This window comes from Peribacillus sp. TH27 (genome assembly GCF_016650915.1).
Lineage (GTDB): Bacteria > Bacillota > Bacilli > Bacillales > DSM-1321 > Peribacillus > Peribacillus butanolivorans.
On record NZ_JAEKEV010000002.1, the window covers coordinates 4707848 to 4726660 of the forward strand.

Below are 18813 nucleotides of genomic sequence, written 5' to 3' on the forward strand. Positions count from 1 at the left end.
CTACCATTATCCAAAAACTTTTGGAGAAAGGTAGCCTGTTTTTTTATTGAATTTTAATCAATAAGTAGGCCAAAAAAAGTTTGTAGGCCGAAAGTGGAGGAAGGCCGAATTAAATGGTTGTAGGACGAAATAAATGGTTGAAGGACGAAATAAATGGTTGAAGGACGAAATAAATGGTTGAAGGACGAAATAAATGGTTGAAGGACGAAATAAATGGTTGAAGGACGAAATAAATGGTTGAAGTCCGAATTAAAGTGGTTGAAGGACGAAATAAATGGTTGAAGTCCGAAATAAATGGTTGAAGGCCGAATTAAAGTGGTTGAAGTCCGAAATAAATGGTTGAAGGACGAAATAAATGGTTGAAGTCCGAATTAAAGTGGATGAAGGACGAATTAAATGGCGGAAAGGCCGAATAAAAGTAGATGAAGGGCTTAAGGGCAAGATGGTTTCCAATGAAATTAAGGAATAATCAATAGCCTTTCTTCATAGATTGTTATTGGTATAGGTACCGTTTCCTGAAGCTGAAAGGAGGAGTTGTCTTGTCGCAAGAAAATGAATCGTATTTACGATTTTCTTTAGAGGAATCCGTTTGGTTCCAGAAGGGACAGGAAGTGGCTGAGCTATATTCCATTTCCCTCGATCCAAATGTGACGATTCAAGAAAGTGATCAATATGTTTTTATACGAGGCTCGTTAGATTTATGCGGTGAATACAAGGACTCGGAAAATGGTGAACAAGAGGAATTTTCACAGACCTTTATGCCAAAAGCCGTTCAAAAGGTTGAGAGGAATCTCGATGGACTCAATGAGTTCACACACCGTTTTCCGGTTGATATAACGATTCCGAATAATCGGATTGCCTCATTAGATGAAATTGATGTCTCGATTCAAAGTTTTGATTATGCTCTACCTGAGCATAACTGTTTAAAATTGCAGGCGGATTTGTTGATAACCGGAATTTATAATGATTCATATGTGGAAGAACGTACCGATACGGAACTGGAGGTCGTGGAAACAGAAACCGAGGAACAAGAAGAAACAGACGAAGAAAATGAGTCATACATTCCATATGCGGCTGGGGTCCCGCCAATCCCAGATTTTCAACCGGTGTTTCGTGATGAGCAGGAAGAAGAGTTATACACGCCATTTTCTGCCGAGGCAAAACGAGTGTCTGAAACCGAGGAAGAAGATGATGAGGAGCCTATCTATTTAAGTGAACAGCATAATGCTCCAGTTTTTGAAATTCCTGTTTCACCGTATCCAGAAGAGGAGCAGTGGGAAGAAGTAAACAGGGAAGAAGCCGAAGAGGAAGAAGAAGTGATTTACCTAATTGATCGCCATAGTCATCCAATTGATAAGATTCCGGAGTCATCCATTCAAGATGAGCATCTAGAGGCAGAAGTTAGCAGACTGGTAAAAGCCGTAGAGAACCCGGAGATTAAGAAAGAAGAAGAATCGGTTTATGTAAGTAATCAACAAAATGTCCCAGTTAGTAAGACTCCTGTATCGCCATTTGGATCCGAGGAAGTCGACCGGCAGGAAAAAGCTGTTGATGAAGCAGGTCCTATCCTCAATGAGCATGTGAAAGTAGCAAACGAAGAGGAACACCAATCGTCTATAAGGGATTTGTTTAAAAGAAAAGAAAATCCAGAGCCACCAGCCAAAGAAGTTAAAAATTATAAAGGCAGAAAAAAAGCCTCGGAACGTGATGATAAAGAGACGACGGAGCAAGCGGATAAGCATTTATCCATTATGGATTTATTCGGACGAAAACAAGAGGAAGAACTGGTCAGGATGAAGGTTTGCATTGTTCAGCAAGGGGAAACGTTGGATGATTTGGCACAGCGCTATGATGTTACTGTTCAATCTATACTCTTCAGCAATGAATTGGAGTCGAATCAGAACGTTCATGAAGGGCAAGTCATTTATATACCGAAGGCGATTGCTTATAAAAATTAAGTACGGCAGAGAGCAGAGCAGATGGCACTGCTCCTGTTTTTTACTATAGTAATTGAGTTGTAATTTAATAAACGAAAGACAATCTAAGAAATTAAGATTGAATGTGACTACGCCTTTGGTGGCTATAGGAATCCAATTGGCGAGTTTTTTTAGAGAAAGTGAGTGAGTCTCGTGAGGGAAAACGAGAATCAGCAGACTAATAATTGGGATAGGGACACAGGAGAAGTTTTGAAAGAATATGCCCTATATGTACAATATATAGAGGATTTCGGACGAGTGAAAAAAGTCTATAGTGATCGCGGTACATTTGCCTTGAAGTCCATTTTACCGCACAACGGCATTGATTTTATCAAAAATGTTCAAAAACTGTATCATCGCGGGTATAACCGAATTGTTCCCATTTATCAAACGATGGATCAACGTTATGCGGTTCTTCATAATGGTCGTTTGTATTACCTGATGCCCTGGTTGAATAACGAGAGAAACGGAGAGCGTGATGAAAGCCATAAGCAAATGTTCAGGGAGCTTGCCCGGATGCATACGTTGTCTGTAAAAGAAATAGTAGTGGATATTGAGGAACGAGAATCTCATTATGAGCGAACATTGGATTCCTGGAATAACGAGAAGGATTTTATGGATGAGTATATTGATAGCTGTGAAAAGAAATGGTATATGTCTCCATTTGAAATGACGGTTTGTTCCTTTTTCACAGATATATCACAGGCACTGAGGTACTCGATTAAGAAGTTTGAAACGTGGTATGAAAAAACAAAGGAAAGTGAAAAAATCCGGACTGTTGTCACGCATGGAAAGGTCTCATTAAAGCATTTTGTTTATGATGAACGTGGATATGGTTACTTTATTAATTTCGAGAATTCGAATACGGCACCGCCTCATTTCGATTTACTCCCATTCCTAGTCAAATCGGCGAGGACCTATCCTGTCCAATGTGATGACTGTGTCGATTGGCTATATAACTATCTCCGTTATTTCCCGTTAAAAGAAGAAGAATTGCTGCTGATGCAAAGCTATCTTGCTTTTCCGGGATCGGCTCTAGATATAGTGAAGAATTATTCGGACGGCAGAGGCCATAGAACAGAACTAGATAATGTAACCCAACTGCAGCGGCAATTTTGGCTCCTGAAGAATATTGAATATATGGTGATGAAAATCGAAGATATTGAACAGAAGAAAAAGGCGGCTACTGAAGCTGTTAAAGAAGAGCAATCACCCCCAAGCTAAATATACATGATTGGATTACCTCCAGTCATGTATATTTTTTTTCTGTAGGGGAATAATTAAATCCATTCGAAATATAAAGACATAGCTAAGAAAATAAATGCGATTAGCAGAAGCATATCGAAGAAAGTAGGGAAAATCAGCGTCCGCAACCCTTGGAATACTATAAAAGGGATAATGAACTGCTGGCAAACACCGCGGAATTTTTTCATCCAAGGCGGTAAAGTATAAGGGGAATATTTTCGTTTCATATTATTACCTTCCTTTGTAGGACTTCTTATATTCTATGGGTATGAGGTGGAAAAGGTGAGAAAGCCGTCACAGGAACTTATCTTAGAGGATAGAATAAAGAAAAAGACTGAATGACAAGATTTAATAGCCTAAAGTGAGAATACTTTAAGAAAGTATTCGAAAGATGATTGACTGGAGCCCTATTTTTTTTGTACTATATACTATATGCGTTTAGTGATTTTACATATGAATATAAATGAATGCAAAGACCGGAAATAGTAAGATGAAATGCGCTTTTCAGAGAGGGAACCGTTGGTGAGAGGTTTCTAAGTTGGCAGCATCAGAAGTCGTCCGCGAGCAGTTTTCGTGAAAGTTATTTAGTAGCGATGGCCGGTGAAGAGCCGTTATCCCATTTGAGAGCCGAAGAAGATTCTTTTCTTTTTCGGAAAAAAGGTGGCACCGCGAACAACTTCCTTCGTCCTTTTGTGATGATGGAAGTTTTTTTTATGCCCTTAAAAGGAGGAAATGATTATGGAAGAGAACCAAATTTCGATGCCGACTAAATATGATCCGCAGACGATAGAGAAAGGCCGCTATAAGTGGTGGCTTGATGGAAAGTTTTTTGAAACAAAAGGTGATGACAAAAAAGAGCCATATACGATTGTCATTCCACCGCCGAACGTAACAGGTAAGCTGCACCTAGGCCATGCTTGGGATACAACACTTCAAGATATATTAACTCGCATGAAACGGATGCAAGGCTATGACGTTTTATGGTTGCCAGGTATGGACCATGCTGGTATCGCTACGCAAGCAAAAGTTGAACAAAAGCTTCGTGCAGAAGGCGTAAGCCGTTACGACTTAGGCCGTGAGAAGTTTGTAGAAGAAACATGGAAATGGAAAGAGGAGTATGCGAGTCATATCCGTGAACAATGGTCAAAGCTTGGTCTTGGTCTTGATTATACACGTGAGCGCTTCACGCTTGATGATGGGCTTTCTAAAGCGGTACGTGAAGTATTCGTGTCCCTTTATAACAAAGGCTTGATTTATCGCGGGGAATACATTATCAACTGGGATCCATCAACGAAAACAGCGTTATCTGATATCGAGGTTATTTACAAAGATGTTCAGGGCGCATTTTACCATATGAAATATCCATTAGTTGACGGATCAGGTGAAATTGAAATAGCTACAACTCGCCCAGAAACCATGCTTGGCGATTCTGCTGTTGCCGTACACCCTGAAGATGACCGTTATAAGCATTTAATCGGTAAAATGGTTTGCTTGCCAATTACAGGTCGAGAAATTCCGATTGTCGGTGATGATTATGTGGATATGGAATTCGGTTCTGGTGCGGTTAAAATTACACCTGCCCATGATCCGAATGACTTTGAAATTGGGAACCGTCACAATTTGGAGCGCATCCTTGTCATGCATGAAGACGGTTCGATGAATGAAAAGGCCGGTAAATACGAAGGTATGGACCGCTTCGAGTGCCGTAAGCAAATCGTCAAAGACCTTCAGGATGAAGGAGTACTCTTTAAAATAGAAGATCACCTTCACTCAGTTGGTCACTCAGAGCGAAGCGGTGCTGTTGTTGAACCATATCTTTCGACTCAATGGTTCGTCAAAATGCAACCTCTTGCGGATACATCAGTTGAGCTTCAAAAAGGGTCTGATGATGAAAAAGTTCATTTCGTTCCAGATCGATTCGAAAAAACGTATCTGCACTGGATGGAAAATATTCGCGACTGGTGTATTTCCCGTCAGCTTTGGTGGGGCCACCGCATTCCGGCTTGGTATCATAAGGAAACAGGCGAAGTGTATGTAGGACATGAAGAGCCTGCGGATGCTGAGAACTGGGAACAAGATACAGATGTTTTGGACACGTGGTTCAGCTCTGCTTTATGGCCGTTCTCAACTATGGGCTGGCCAGACAAAGATAGCGTTGATTTTAAACGATACTATCCAACCGGAGCACTTGTGACAGGCTATGATATCATTTTCTTCTGGGTTTCACGGATGATTTTCCAAGCACTTGAGTTCACGGGCGAACGTCCTTTTGAAGATGTACTGATTCACGGTCTTGTTCGTGACGAACAGGGACGCAAGATGAGCAAATCGCTTGGTAATGGAGTCGATCCGATGGATGTTATCGATCAATACGGTGCTGATTCCCTGCGTTACTTCTTATCAACGGGCAGCTCACCAGGTCAGGACCTTCGTTACAGCACCGAAAAAGTGGAAGCGGTTTGGAACTTCTCCAACAAAATCTGGAACGCATCCCGTTTTGCTTTAATGAATATGAATGGCATGACGTATGACGAAATCGATTTAAGCGGTGAAAAATCTGTAGCCGATAAATGGATTTTAACGCGTTTGAACGAAACGATTTCAAACGTAACAAGACTCGCTGACCGTTATGAGTTCGGTGAAGTCGGCCGTGTGCTTTACAACTTCATTTGGGATGATTTCTGTGACTGGTATATTGAAATGGCGAAACTTCCGTTATATGGCGAAGACGAAGCAGCGAAGAAAACGACTCGTTCAATCTTAGCTTACGTGCTAGATAACACGATGAGATTGTTGCATCCCTTCATGCCATTCATTACCGAAGAAATCTGGCAAAACCTTCCTCATGAAGGTGAGTCGATCACTGTTGCTGCTTGGCCGGAAGTGAACGAAGAATTGACAGATTCAGCTGCAGCCGAGGAAATGAAGCTGCTTGTTGAAATCATCCGCTCCGTTCGTAACATTCGTGCTGAGGTGAACACACCGTTAAGCAAAAAAATCAATTTGATTTTAAAAGCGAAAGACGAGTCCATCTTAGCAACATTACAGAAAAACAGCAGCTATATCGAGCGTTTCTGTAATCCTGAACACTTGACGATCGGCATCCAAGTCGAAGAACCAGCTCAAGCAATGACGGCAGTTGTAACTGGTGTTGAACTAATCCTTCCGCTTACAGGACTGATCAATATCGACGAAGAAGTGAAACGTCTTGAAAAAGAACTCGACAAACTTAATAAAGAAGTCGAACGCGTACAGAAAAAATTAGGGAACGAAGGCTTTGTTAAAAAGGCGCCAGCAAGCGTTATTGATGAAGAACGTGCCAAAGAAAAAGACTACAGCGAAAAACGTGACTCTGTGATCCACAGAATCAACGAATTGAAACAGCTGTAAAATGCAAAAGGATGAACCGGCCTATTATGCTGGTTCATCCTTTTTTTGTGTTTAATAAATATTAATCTTCAATCAGTCGTGATTAAATGTCCGGTTGAGAGGAAATTCTATCTTTAATAAAAATAAGATACTCTCTTACAATATTAATGTCACTTAGTGCACTAAGTGTCCTGCTACCCACTACATCCTCGATTTCATTGAGCATTAGGCTGTCATCTTCGGCAAAAATAAAATCGATTCCGACCATGCCAAACTCAAAAGCTGCGATTACTCTTTCAACAAGCGCTTTTTCAGGTACAGACAGCTCATATAATGAAGCTGATCCACCTAACGTATAATTTGCCTTGAAGCTGGAGGAGGACTCTCGAAGTACAGCGGCCACCACTTTTTTACCAATCACAAAAACGCGGATATCCTTGCCGAATACGCAGGGCTTTTGGACAATCCAATTTCCTTCCGACAATTCGGCTAAATCATGTGCGTGTTCAATCAAATATACTTGTTTCCCGCCGCGCCCATGGGCTTCTTTAGCGATGAACGGGAAATCCATATCATCAGCACTCGGCATTCCTTGGCAATACACGGTATCGGCCATCGGAATTCCGATTGAGGTCAAATATTGATGCGTTTTTGCTTTGTCATTCGCCATTTCGGATACGAAAGAGGAGTTAAAGCAGGCAATACCCACTTGCTCCAACTGTTTTGTGAGAAAAGGATCGATGGTCCGAACAATCGCAAAGTCTGGCAATTCAATAGGATGTTGCTTATGTTCCACGAACAACTCATTGAAACGATGACCAATTTTGATGTCTTCTCGGAAGTGAAAATGTAAATCAAGATCTAGCCTTTTAGCTTCGTCGAGCATCCAGTCTATGTATCCTCTGTTTTTTTCGGCATCATCACGGTTATAGATCAACCAACCTGTTTGTTTGTTCATCTGAAATACTTCCTTTTTCTAATTTGTCCAACACATAATCAAACATGCTATCAGCGATGTTGATGCCAGTACAGTCGCAAATATTTAGTAAATGCGAGTTCGAATTCACTTCGCATAGAAGTGGGCCATCTTCACCGAACAATAAATCGACGCCTGCAAAGTCTGCACCGAGAATCGAAGCACATCGGATAGCCAGATCCGCTTCTTTCTTGGTGGGGCTGTATGGTAATGCATGGCCTCCAACTGTCATGTTAGCTCGGAAGTCATGCTCGGATTTGCGGTGCATTGCAGCTATGACTTGATCTCCGACGACATTCACGCGAATATCACGGCCCTTACTGTGCTCGATGAATTCTTGAATAATAAATGGTTTGTGTCCAAGCTTATGGACTGTCTTCAAAAATTCAGCCTCTGATTGAATTAAATACACTTGTTCACCAAATGAGCCGTATGCTTCCTTTACGATAAGCGGGTATCCAAGTTCAAGGCCGATATCTTTAAAAGCATCCACATTTATTCTTTCAATTCCTTCATACGTAAACGGAGGAAATAAGGTTTTCGGCATTGGAATGCCATGCCCTGCTAACGCTTGATGCGTTTTTGCTTTGCTATCGCAAATATCAATCGCTGTGCTGCTGTTATATACGGGAATGTCGAGCAATTCCAAATGGCGAGCCAAATGAATGTCTTTATCCATGAACAGGACAAAATCAGGCAACTTTTCAAATTTTCCTTTTAGCATAGGCAATCCTTTTTCAATTACAGGAATAAGTTCGGAATTACGGACAAGGGTTGCCGAAATCTCTTTTCTTTCAGCTGCTTCTTTAATAAATAAAGCTAAACTAGAAAACTTATCATGTTGTAAATAGCCGTTGACGACAATCCAACAGTGGAGTGCAGAAGGTTTCACGGTAAATCACTACCTTTCATCTAGGTAAATCGTTAATATATTGATAAAATAATTTTAACGCATAAGAGCGGTGTAAAGAAAGAGGAGGCTTATTGATAAATGGGAAAGACCATGAAAGAAATCAATCATTTTTTCGAACAACGACAGGTTCAATTAGGTATGAATTTTGGCCTATCACGAATGGAAACATTATTAACTAAATTAGGTAATCCCCAAGAAGGTCTAAAGTATATTCATATTGCAGGCTCAAACGGGAAAGGATCTACCTTGCATTATATAAAAGAAATCCTGCTAGCAGAAGGAATTCGGGTCGCTTCCTTCACATCGCCGTATTTAATACGCATGAATGAACAACTGAAGATAAATACAGATGAAATCAGTGACAATGACTTTGTCGCTGCCTTCCAGGAACTCTGGCCAATTGTACAAGAGATGGATAGTGCGGGGAACGGACCGACTCAATTTGAAATCCTAACAGCGATGGCCTTCTCTTATTTTAGCAAAAAAGAAGTCGATCTAGTTCTAATGGAAACGGGACTTGGAGGCAGGCTCGATACAACGAATGTCATCCAGCCGCTTCTTTCGATCATTACCTCTATTTCTTTGGAACATACGAATATTCTAGGAAACACCCTTGCGGAAATTGCATCAGAGAAAGCTGGCATCATTAAAAGTGGTGCACCGATTATCAGTGGAGTCACGGCCGAGGAGCCAGCAAAAGTAATCGAAGAAAAAGCAGCTTCAGCAAACGTACCCTATTATCAATTAGGAAGGGACTTTTATGTGAATGATGTGAAGCAAAGTAAACATGGGCAAAGCTTCTCAATCTCACTTGATAGTAGGTCTATCCGGAATATTGACCTTCAGATGTTAGGTCGTCACCAAATAGATAATGCAGCACTGGCCGTCGCTGCTGTCATGTTAGTTATAGAAGGCATAGATGAAAAAAGCATTCGAAAGGGAATAAGGGAGGCGAAATGGAATGGCCGTTTTGAAAAAATATCTGACGAGCCGTTGGTAATCATTGATGGGGCGCATAACCCTGCTGGCATCGAAGTACTGATAGAAACACTTAAGACACATTATCCAGATTACACTTACCGATTTATCTTCAGTTCATTTCGGGATAAAGATTATTCACAGATGCTGCATATGCTGGAAAAGGAAGCGATTGAAATCATCATTACCGAATTCAACCATGAACGAGCGGCTGATGCGGAAAAACTTTATAAACAATGCAGTCATGAAAATAAAAGCATAGATAAGGATTGGCAGTCGGCGATAAGGAAAGGGAGACAGAAAACAGGGGAAAAAGAGATTCTTGTCATTACAGGTTCCCTTTATTTCCTTTCACTTGTGAGGGAATTTATATCTGAATTTTGATAGATCTATAATCAATAACGGGTTTCATGACAAAATGAGTTATTTTCACAAAAAGGACCTGTTCAAGGTCCTTTTTATTTTTGGTAACTATCAGCATAATCGTTTAACAGAGCCTTAAAAGAAGAAAACTACTTTTAATAAAAACCTATATATTAATTCCCTATTATCCTGTATTTTTGTTAAAATATGTTTAAGTATTGATTCTATAGGACTAAAGAATAGTTCGGCAATCTAAAGAGAAATATCCTAGTTACTAGGAGGGAGATCTACTGAAGGCAGAAGTAGAGATGGCAAATTAAAGAACGAGAGGAATGAATAATTATGAAGAACCCTGGTGATTATGACAAAGTAGAATGTTCTGTAAAAGGAATTAGAATTTCTGATATAGGCACTTTTACAATTGATGCTAAGGATTCAATCGAAGTAAATAGATTCCGAGTGCAAGTAAAATAAATGATGCCTTTCTATCTCTTTCTCTTCGCCCTAGGTCTAATTTTAGGCTCATTCTATAACGTTGTCGGCTTAAGTGTTCCTATAGGAAATTCATTTACCAATCGGCGCTCTGCTTGTCAATCTTGTGGACGAACCTTGACGTCGTTCGAGTTACTACCAGTTGTTTCTTATGTGATACAAGGCGGTAAATGCCGTGGCTGTGAGGCCAGGATTTCCCCCCTTTATCCGGTTGTAGAAATGCTAACAGGTGTTTTGTTTGTTTCAGCTCCTTTATTCCTTGGTAGGGTGGACGAACTCTGGATTGCCTGGACATTGATTTCTTTGTTTATGATCATCTTTGTTTCTGACGTGGCCTATATGCTCATTCCTGATAAGGTACTACTTTTCTTTGCAGTGATTTTTTTATTTCTACGCGTTCTCTTTCCACTATCTCCTTGGTGGGATTCAATTGTAGGGGCCACGGTTGGCTTTAGTTTGCTTCTATTAATCGCTGTGGTGAGCAAGGGAGGTATGGGTGGCGGTGATATCAAGCTGTTTGCAGTGATTGGTTTTGCACTCGGATTGAAGTTGGTGCTGTTATCGTTTCTGTTTGCGAGCTTTTATGGGGCATTTTTTGGCATCATCGGTATGCTAACAGGCGTGATTAAAAAGAAAACACTGATTCCTTTTGGACCGTATATCGTTTTTGGGACATTGACTGCTTATTTTTGGGGCGAGTCCATTCTACAGTGGTATGTGCACTTTTTAAGATGATAATAATTAGGGGAATCTATTTCATAAAGGGACGATCCTTGTTTTGATGAAATTTGTCAAAAACTTTCTGGACATCTTGCGTTTTTGATTTTAAAGGACATGGTTACTATTTTAACTGACATAGTTTACTAGGAATTTATTTAAGGTGAGAAATGCAAATTATGCGACGGCAAAGGATCAGAAATAACGGAACCTATGCATTTTGAAGAATGTCCTTAGTTTAGGGAAATATGAATAGAGAAATTTGACGAAACCTATTAATGACAAGACGACAAAAGTCTTGTTATTTTTTTTTGCCTCTATGATAGGATGGAAAAAATGATCAGGAGAGGAGGAAAAAAAGTGGACAAGTCCGAAAAAAGCAAAGGTATTAAGATAAAAATAAATGGGGAAGAAAAAGTATTTGCCGATAAAAATAAGAATGTAGATCAAGAGGCAGCGGGTGAGGAGCAGGAACAAACTGATGATAGTTTTGAATGGATTCTACCGGATGATTCAATCGAGAACAAGGTTGTATTGGTCCCTGCCCCGAAAAAGAAGAAAATGCCGAAGCTTATCGGTTTTGGTACTGGCACGTTAAATAGTCCGGACAAAAGACCAATAAAACCATTCTTGATTGCAGTCATTTGCGCGGTGTTTTTCGGGTCGATACTTGGCTTAATTGCCGTTAAAACCATTACTAAGGAAAAGGCAGCTGATACTTCAGTTGAGACCTCTATCAAAACGGCATCTCCTGCTGAGGATACAAAACCAGAAACTATGGAACAAGGAGCTCAGCTGAAAACATTCCTTGTACAAGGCGGTGTATTCAGCAGCGAGGATGCGGCGAAACAAATTCAAAAAAAAATCATTGAAAAGCAGGTTCCTGCTGAAATTTTCAAATTAGAAGACAGCTATTATTTATTTTTAGGATCAGCGGAGAGCCTAACTGCAAGTAAGGAGCTGGCATTGTTTTTAAAGTCATATGATGTAGACGTTTATTGGAAGGAAATCAATTTTGAAGCGGCGAGTAAAAGCCAAAAAGATGAGGAAACACTCGACACTATGAAGGCTGTATATTCTTCATTAGCAGAAACATCCGCAACCAAGCTTCGGGGTAAGGAAACAACAGTAAACGAGGAAACTCTGAAAAAAAATATGGAAAAGCTAAAGGGGGAGAACTTATCATCAGAACTTTCCCAAATGAATAATAATCTATCAGCTGCGGCAAAGTTGATAACCGAATATGAAACATCAAAAAAGGAAGAATATCTTTTACAGGCTCAAGGAAGTCTGCTTGACTTTTTATTGAATTACCAAAAAATAACAGGGTGAAAGTTGATGATCTAGGGGAGTTATTTAACAGGACAAGCTCCCCTTTATGACAACTTTTTTTTATTTTCCGGGAAATAAGATACGGCCATTGTCGATTCCTAGTAAACAATAATTGTGGATTTCTCCATAATTTGATAGGATAGAAATGTATCTCTCTATGTAAAGAAAGGTGACTTTTTATTATGCAACCATTGATTTTAGCTTCATCATCACCGCGTCGTAAAGAACTTCTACAATTCCTTCAAATACCCTTCGAAAGTATGAATTCCAATGTCGATGAAAGTATTGATGAAAACATGCGTGCGGAAGAGGCGGTACAAGAATTAGCTTCTAGGAAAGCGGCAGCCATTGCGGCTGATCATCAGGAAAGCTGGGTAATCGGCTCAGATACAGTTGTTGTCCTTGATGGTGAGATATTGGGCAAGCCAATCAACCGTGCCGATGGAAAAAGAATGCTCGAGATGTTATCAGGAAGAACACATGAAGTGTACACAGGTGTCGCTATTATATTCGGTAAGCACAGCAAAGTATTTGCAGAAAAAACGGAAGTGACTTTTTGGGAGCTGTCAGAAGCTGAAATCGAACGTTATCTGGACAGCGGCGAACCTTTTGACAAGGCAGGCGGCTATGGTATTCAAGGATACGGTTCACTTCTTGTCAAACAAATTAATGGGGACTATTTCACTGTTGTCGGACTTCCGGTTTCAAGACTAGCTCGCGAACTTAAGGTGATGCAATCAGACATGACGTAATAGATTTCTCCTCTGGCACTCTCCCTTTTATAAGGAAGGGTGGATGCTTTGAGTGAAAAAATGCAAATGCGGGGTTACCCGAAAGAAGAGATGCCTCGCGAAAGATTCCTGCAAGACGGGCCGCAAAGCCTCTCCAATCAAGAATTGCTTGCTCTGCTGTTGAGGACTGGAACAAAGGAAGAATCTGTTCTTCAGCTTTCTAGTCGTCTCATCAAATCTTTCGAGGGTCTGCGTCTGTTAAAAGAAGCCTCTGTCGAAGAAATGACCGGGATTAAAGGGATTGGTGAAGCGAAAGCGATTCAAATTTTAGCCTCGGTCGAACTTGGCAGGAGAATTCAAAAATTAAATGATCCAGACCGCTATGTGATCCGCTCTCCTGAAGATGGTGCCAATTATTGCATGGAAGAAATGCGTTTTTTGACACAAGAACATTTCGTCTGTCTCTATTTAAATACGAAAAATCAAGTTCTTCATAAAACGACAGTCTTCATCGGCAGTCTCAATGCTTCGATTGTGCATCCGCGTGAGGTCTTCAAAGAAGCTTTCAGAAGGTCTGCTGCCTCTATCATCTGTCTTCATAACCACCCCTCCGGAGACCCGTCTCCCAGCAGAGAAGATATTGAAGTAACGAAAAGATTAGTCGAATGTGGTAAAATAATTGGGATTGAAGTATTGGATCATATCATTATTGGGGAGCACAAATATGTTAGTTTGAAGGAAAAAGGTTATTTATGACACTATCAAAATTTTTGATGATACGATATAATATTGTTTATGATTTTTAAAAGAGGAAACTTTTTCAAAACTCTTATTGTCAAAAAACGACAAATTATTATTTGAACTTATAAAAAGGCATTTTTGTTTACGAAAGGGAGATACCATAATGTTTGGAATTGGCGCTAGAGATATAGGAATTGATTTAGGAACAGCTAATACGCTTGTTTATGTAAAAGGAAAAGGAATTGCCGTACGTGAACCATCTGTTGTTGCTGTGCAAACAGATACAAAACAGATTGTCGCAGTCGGAAATGATGCGAAAAACATGATCGGTCGTACACCTGGAAACGTGGTTGCCCTTCGCCCGATGAAGGACGGAGTTATTGCCGATTATGAAACAACGGCTACAATGATGAAGTATTATATGAAAGAAGCTCAAAAAAAGGGCGTATTCGGTAACAAACCGTATGTCATGATTTGTGTGCCTTCTGGAATTACAGCAGTTGAACAGCGTGCAGTTATCGATGCAGCTAGACAAGCTGGAGCTCGTGATGCCTATCCAATTGAAGAACCGTTTGCAGCAGCTATCGGAGCTGATCTTCCTGTTTGGGAACCTACAGGCAGCATGGTCGTTGATATTGGCGGGGGAACAACGGAAGTAGCGATTATTTCCCTTGGTGGAATTGTAACAAGCCAATCAATTCGCATTGCTGGTGACGAGATGGATGATGCCATTATCGTTTACATTCGTAAGAACTACAATCTAATGATCGGTGAACGTACTTCTGAAGCGATTAAGATGGAAATTGGTTCTGCTGGTGACACGGAAGGTATTGAAAATATGGAAATTCGCGGCCGTGACCTTTTGACTGGATTACCAAAAACGATCGAAATTACAGCTGAGGAAATCTCTAAAGCATTAAGTGATACAGTTTCTGCGATTGTAGATTCAGTGAAAAACACTTTAGAAAAAACACCACCTGAACTTGCAGCTGACATTATGGACAGAGGTATTGTACTAACAGGCGGAGGTGCTTTGCTGCGCAATTTGGATAAAGTCATCAGTGAAGAAACACAAATGCCAGTAATCATTGCTGAAAATCCGCTTGATTGTGTTGCAATCGGAACTGGTAAAGCATTGGACCACATTCATTTGTTCAAGACTAAATCAAGAGATTCAAGATAAGCATTACAAGCATTACTTCTCAAATAGGGCCGGCTCAACAAAAGGTTGCAATTTTGGGCCGGCTTTGCTTTTTCTTTAAGCTGTCTAAAAACATTTGATGGCTAGCTGTTATTAATGTGTTTAATCATTACAATTGAGTAAATTGAAAATAGAGGTGCAATCATCATGCCACAGTTTTTTAATAAAAAACTCCTTCTCTTGCTCGTTAGCATTATCGTTCTCGTGGCATTGATCGGTTTTTCATTAAGAGAGAGAGAAGAGTTAACTTGGCCCGAGAAATTCTTAAAGGATACAACAGGCTGGGTCGGAAATGTGTTTAATAAACCTGTATCGGGTATAACGGGGTTTGTAGGGGACTTAAAAGAACTTCAACATACATACGATGAAAACAAAAAGTTGAAAGCCCGTTTGGATGAATATGTTTTATTGAAAACCCAGGTTCAAGATTTAAAAGAGGAAAATGAAGAACTTCGTGATAACCTCGGTAAGGAAGACGATCTGCGGAAGTATTCGCCAATTCAGGCGACGGTTATAGGGCGTAATCCTGAACGCTGGCATGAAATGCTTACGATTAATAAAGGAAAGCGTAATGGAGTAGAAAAAAATATGGCTGTCATTACATCCACTGGTTTAGTTGGTAAGGTAAAAGTAGCCACTGATTTCACTGCTTCTGTTCAACTTTTAAGCTCAATCGACAAAGCTAACCGCGTCTCTGCAATCATTCAAGGCAAAGATAAAGCATTTGGTTTGATTGAAGGGTTCGATGATGAAAAGAATCTTTTATTAATGAAACGGATTCCTTATGATAAAAAAATCAAGAAAAATTCATTGGTCATTACTTCTGGTTATGGAGGGATCTTCCCGAAAGGTCTGCCAATCGGAAAAGTGGTCGATGTTAAAGTGGATCAATATGGATTGAACCAAACCGCGTATATTGAACCATCGACGGATTTTTATGATATTAATAATGTAATGGTCGTCAAACGTGAAGTTGGCGGCGTAGAAGATGAGATGGATGGGGAGGATGAAGTTAAGTGAAACATTTCATCCTTTCTTTTATAGCCTTGCTTTTTTTTGTTTTTGAAAGCATCTTTGCCCAGTTATTTGCAAGTGATGTATTTGGCGCTGATAAAATCCTAGTTCCTCGGTTTATTATGATTTTTGTTTTTTTCCTGACTATGTTCGGATCTAGAAAAATAGGGATGCTTTATGGAGCAATTCTTGGGTTAACATATGATGCCGTATATACAGAAATTTTAGGGGTTTACATGTTCCTTATCCCTTTTCTTGCATATTTGATTTCAAAATGCATGAAAATCTTGCAAAATAATATACTTATTTCCTGCCTTGTAGCTCTCTTGTTTACGGCAGTTTTAGAGGTCGTTATTTTTCAAATGAATATCATCCTATCTTTTGCAGATATGGGATTTGCGGAATATATGGACCGGAGATTCGTCCCGACATTATTATTGAACCTCGTATTTATTATTATTAGTTGCTATCCATTAAAGAGAATTATCGAAAAGCTTGATTTGCAAGGAGAATTAGAATAACGTTTCTGTGTTCTAATAGTAGGTTAAAAATGTATTTTCACTTTTCCATGTAAGTAGAAAAAGGAAATTTGTTTTCCTATGTCGAATTATATTTCATTGAGGTGAAACAAACGTCATGAATAAAAGAATTCAGCAAAATGTTATGATTAAGGGAACAAAAGACGGGTTTATGCTTCATCTCGATGATTCTTGCTCATTTTCCGAATTATTGAAAGAGTTAGAAGCGAAGCTTTCTGCAAACTATCAGTTTCAAGAAAATGACCCGTCTATTTCCGTAAAAGTACATACAGGGAACCGCTATCTAGATGATGAACAAGTGGAAAAGATTAAAGAGGTTATCCATAAAAAGAAGAAACTTTTCGTTGACGAGATGCTTTCGAATGTCCTGACAAAGGATGAAGCGAAACGCTGGAAAGATGAAAACCAAGTGACAACTGTGACCAAGGTGATAAGATCGGGACAGGTGTTTGAAGTTCCCGGCGATCTACTGCTAATTGGAGATGTTAATCCGGACGGAACGGTTCGTGCGGGTGGTAACATATATATTATGGGACAGTTAAAAGGGATAGCCCATGCCGGATATAAGGGGAATAATGAGGCTATTATTGCAGCCTCTGTTATGAAACCCGCTCAGTTGCGTATTGCTGGACAAGTGAATTTATCTCCTGACCAATATACGAAATGGGGGCATGACTTGGAATGTGCCTTCATGGACGAAGAAGAAAATATAATAATAGAAAAGTCTGCAAGTTTTAAAGAAATATAGACCTAATTTAAATAGATTAGAAGGGGGTCTCTAATCGTGGGAGAGGCAATAGTTATTACATCTGGTAAAGGTGGTGTCGGAAAAACAACCACCTCCGCCAACTTAGGAACATCGTTAGCTCTTCTAGGTAAAAAGGTTTGTTTGATTGATACGGATATTGGTCTTCGGAACTTAGATGTGATTATGGGATTGGAAAATCGAATCATCTACGATTTGGTCGATGTGGTCGAAGGGCGCTGCAAAATACATCAAGCGCTTATTAAAGATAAGCATTTCGAGGATCTGCTTTATTTGCTTCCGGCTCCACAAAATAGTGATAAATCAGCGGTAAACGAAGAGCAGATGAGGAAACTCATTAGTGATATGAAACCGGACTATGATTATATCCTCATTGACTGTCCTGCAGGTATTGAGCAGGGCTTTAGGAATGCCATAGCTGGTGCTGACAAAGCAATTATCGTGACGACTGCCGAAAGACCGGCTGTCAGGGATGCGGACCGTATTATTGGTCTGCTCGAAAAAGAAGAGCAGATTGAACCGCCTCAATTGATTATCAACCGGATACGCGGCCATTTACTTCATGAAGATGAGGAAATGGATATCGATGGAGTAACCGATTTTCTTAAAATTGATTTGATCGGCGTCATTCCGGATGATGATCAGGTCATTGTAGCAGCTAATAAAAAGGAACCCATTGCCTATAATCCGGACAATAGAGTCTCGCTTGCCTATAGGAACATTGCCCGAAGGATTCTTGGTGAATCTGTGCCCTTGACTCCGATTGGCGTCGAACCAAAAGGTTTTATGTCAAAATTGAAAAAATTCTTTAGCGTGCGGTAAATTTGAATCAAAAATTATGAAGTGAGTGCATTCAATGCCCTCGCTTTTTTTCTTTTATCCTATCGCAAGCTTAAGGATGGAGAGTTAGATTATATAAAAAAGGCAAGCCATCTATCTTGGCTTGCCTTTTTTATGTGTTGATTAAGTATTAATAAATGCGACAGGTTATCCGCGTCTTCCGCCTCTACCGCCACGTTTTGATTCGGTGCTACGTTTAAGAGTAGATAAATTTTCTTCACTAGTCTTTAAAAAGCGAACCATTTTATCTTCGAAATTTTCCTTTGGTTGGAAATTACCTTTTGAACGAAAGTCTTTAGAACGGCTATCCCCTTGGCGTGGTGGGCGTTTGGTATAAGAAGAGGTTTGCCCTTCGGGTTTATCTATAGCCTTTTTGATGGACAAGGCAGTTTTTCCGTCTTTCTCACTAATCACTTTTACTTCAATTTGGTCGCCTACTTTAAGATGGTCATTAACGTCTTTTACATAGCTATCCGCTACCTCACTGATATGCACAAGACCTGTTGAGCCTCCTGGTAATTCTACGAATGCTCCAAAATTAGTGATACCTGTTACTTTACCTTGTACTTTGCTGCCTATTTCGATTGACATAAAAAAATGTTCCCCCTCAATAATGTTAA

General features: G+C 40.0%; 17 protein-coding genes and 1 other annotated feature. Of the genes, 13 read left to right on the plus strand and 4 right to left on the minus strand.

Annotated features, from left to right (window positions below; all coding sequences use genetic code 11):
* Positions 1 to 539: 539 nt before the first annotated feature.
* Together spoVID and ysxE are read left to right on the plus strand one after the other, a co-directional pair.
* The gene (spoVID, locus tag JFU24_RS24025; protein WP_201250602.1) at positions 540 to 1958 is read left to right on the plus strand and encodes a stage VI sporulation protein D; all 1419 of its coding nucleotides are present in this window, start codon (positions 540 to 542) and stop codon (positions 1956 to 1958) included.
* A gap of 171 nt (positions 1959 to 2129) precedes the next feature.
* Positions 2130 to 3200, plus strand: coding sequence for a spore coat protein YsxE (gene ysxE, locus JFU24_RS24030; RefSeq protein WP_201225115.1), 1071 nt, complete (start codon positions 2130 to 2132; stop codon positions 3198 to 3200).
* Positions 3201 to 3256: 56 nt separating this feature from the next.
* Here ysxE and JFU24_RS24035 read toward each other — a convergent pair whose 3' ends face one another.
* The gene (locus JFU24_RS24035) at positions 3257 to 3448 is read right to left on the minus strand and encodes a hypothetical protein (protein ID WP_056525571.1); all 192 of its coding nucleotides are present in this window, start codon (positions 3446 to 3448) and stop codon (positions 3257 to 3259) included.
* 236 nt (positions 3449 to 3684) lie between these two features.
* Positions 3685 to 3914 (plus strand) — a binding site (T-box leader).
* 45 nt (positions 3915 to 3959) lie between these two features.
* Between JFU24_RS24035 and JFU24_RS24040 the strand changes: the two genes are divergently transcribed.
* Complete coding sequence (locus JFU24_RS24040; RefSeq protein ID WP_201250603.1) at positions 3960 to 6611, plus strand: valine--tRNA ligase; 2652 nt, start codon at positions 3960 to 3962, stop codon at positions 6609 to 6611.
* Between the two features lie 82 nt (positions 6612 to 6693).
* Here JFU24_RS24040 and JFU24_RS24045 read toward each other — a convergent pair whose 3' ends face one another.
* Positions 6694 to 7548, minus strand: coding sequence for an ATP-grasp domain-containing protein (locus tag JFU24_RS24045; protein WP_201223483.1), 855 nt, complete (start codon positions 7546 to 7548; stop codon positions 6694 to 6696).
* The gene (locus tag JFU24_RS24050; RefSeq protein WP_201250604.1) at positions 7517 to 8458 is read right to left on the minus strand and encodes a RimK family alpha-L-glutamate ligase; all 942 of its coding nucleotides are present in this window, start codon (positions 8456 to 8458) and stop codon (positions 7517 to 7519) included. Before JFU24_RS24050 ends, JFU24_RS24045 begins: the two co-directional genes overlap by 32 nt.
* Positions 8459 to 8557: 99 nt before the next feature.
* On the opposite strand from JFU24_RS24050, the gene JFU24_RS24055 reads away from it, so the two are divergent.
* The 10 genes from JFU24_RS24055 (at position 8558) to minD (ending at position 18175) form a co-directional block, all read left to right on the plus strand.
* Positions 8558 to 9841 carry a bifunctional folylpolyglutamate synthase/dihydrofolate synthase gene (locus tag JFU24_RS24055; RefSeq protein ID WP_201250605.1) on the plus strand — a complete coding sequence of 428 codons (1284 nt, stop codon included), beginning with the start codon at positions 8558 to 8560 and terminating at the stop codon, positions 9839 to 9841.
* Between the two features lie 453 nt (positions 9842 to 10294).
* Positions 10295 to 11047: a prepilin peptidase gene (locus JFU24_RS24060; RefSeq protein WP_446728142.1), complete on the plus strand. Its 753-nt coding sequence runs from the start codon at positions 10295 to 10297 to the stop codon at positions 11045 to 11047.
* A gap of 342 nt (positions 11048 to 11389) precedes the next feature.
* Positions 11390 to 12361: a hypothetical protein gene (locus tag JFU24_RS24065; protein ID WP_201223487.1), complete on the plus strand. Its 972-nt coding sequence runs from the start codon at positions 11390 to 11392 to the stop codon at positions 12359 to 12361.
* A gap of 182 nt (positions 12362 to 12543) precedes the next feature.
* On the plus strand, positions 12544 to 13113 hold the full coding sequence (locus tag JFU24_RS24070; protein WP_201186040.1) for a Maf family protein: 570 nt from the start codon (positions 12544 to 12546) through the stop codon (positions 13111 to 13113).
* Positions 13114 to 13173: 60 nt separating this feature from the next.
* Positions 13174 to 13848, plus strand: a complete 675-nt coding sequence (radC, locus tag JFU24_RS24075; RefSeq protein ID WP_201187977.1) for a RadC family protein — start codon at positions 13174 to 13176, stop codon at positions 13846 to 13848.
* A gap of 148 nt (positions 13849 to 13996) precedes the next feature.
* Positions 13997 to 15016: a rod shape-determining protein gene (locus tag JFU24_RS24080; protein ID WP_053347162.1), complete on the plus strand. Its 1020-nt coding sequence runs from the start codon at positions 13997 to 13999 to the stop codon at positions 15014 to 15016.
* A gap of 165 nt (positions 15017 to 15181) precedes the next feature.
* The gene (gene mreC / locus JFU24_RS24085) at positions 15182 to 16054 is read left to right on the plus strand and encodes a rod shape-determining protein MreC (protein ID WP_053347161.1); all 873 of its coding nucleotides are present in this window, start codon (positions 15182 to 15184) and stop codon (positions 16052 to 16054) included.
* Positions 16051 to 16569 (plus strand): rod shape-determining protein MreD, encoded by a 519-nt coding sequence (mreD, locus tag JFU24_RS24090; RefSeq protein ID WP_057218889.1) that lies wholly within the window; start codon positions 16051 to 16053, stop codon positions 16567 to 16569. Before mreC ends, mreD begins: the two co-directional genes overlap by 4 nt.
* A 115-nt stretch (positions 16570 to 16684) precedes the next feature.
* Positions 16685 to 17335 carry a septum site-determining protein MinC gene (gene minC / locus JFU24_RS24095; RefSeq protein WP_342214708.1) on the plus strand — a complete coding sequence of 217 codons (651 nt, stop codon included), beginning with the start codon at positions 16685 to 16687 and terminating at the stop codon, positions 17333 to 17335.
* 36 nt (positions 17336 to 17371) lie between these two features.
* Positions 17372 to 18175 carry a septum site-determining protein MinD gene (gene minD, locus JFU24_RS24100; RefSeq protein ID WP_053347158.1) on the plus strand — a complete coding sequence of 268 codons (804 nt, stop codon included), beginning with the start codon at positions 17372 to 17374 and terminating at the stop codon, positions 18173 to 18175.
* A gap of 165 nt (positions 18176 to 18340) precedes the next feature.
* Here minD and JFU24_RS24105 read toward each other — a convergent pair whose 3' ends face one another.
* On the minus strand, positions 18341 to 18784 hold the full coding sequence (locus JFU24_RS24105; RefSeq protein ID WP_053347157.1) for a S1 domain-containing RNA-binding protein: 444 nt from the start codon (positions 18782 to 18784) through the stop codon (positions 18341 to 18343).
* Between the last annotated feature and the right edge of the window lie 29 nt (positions 18785 to 18813).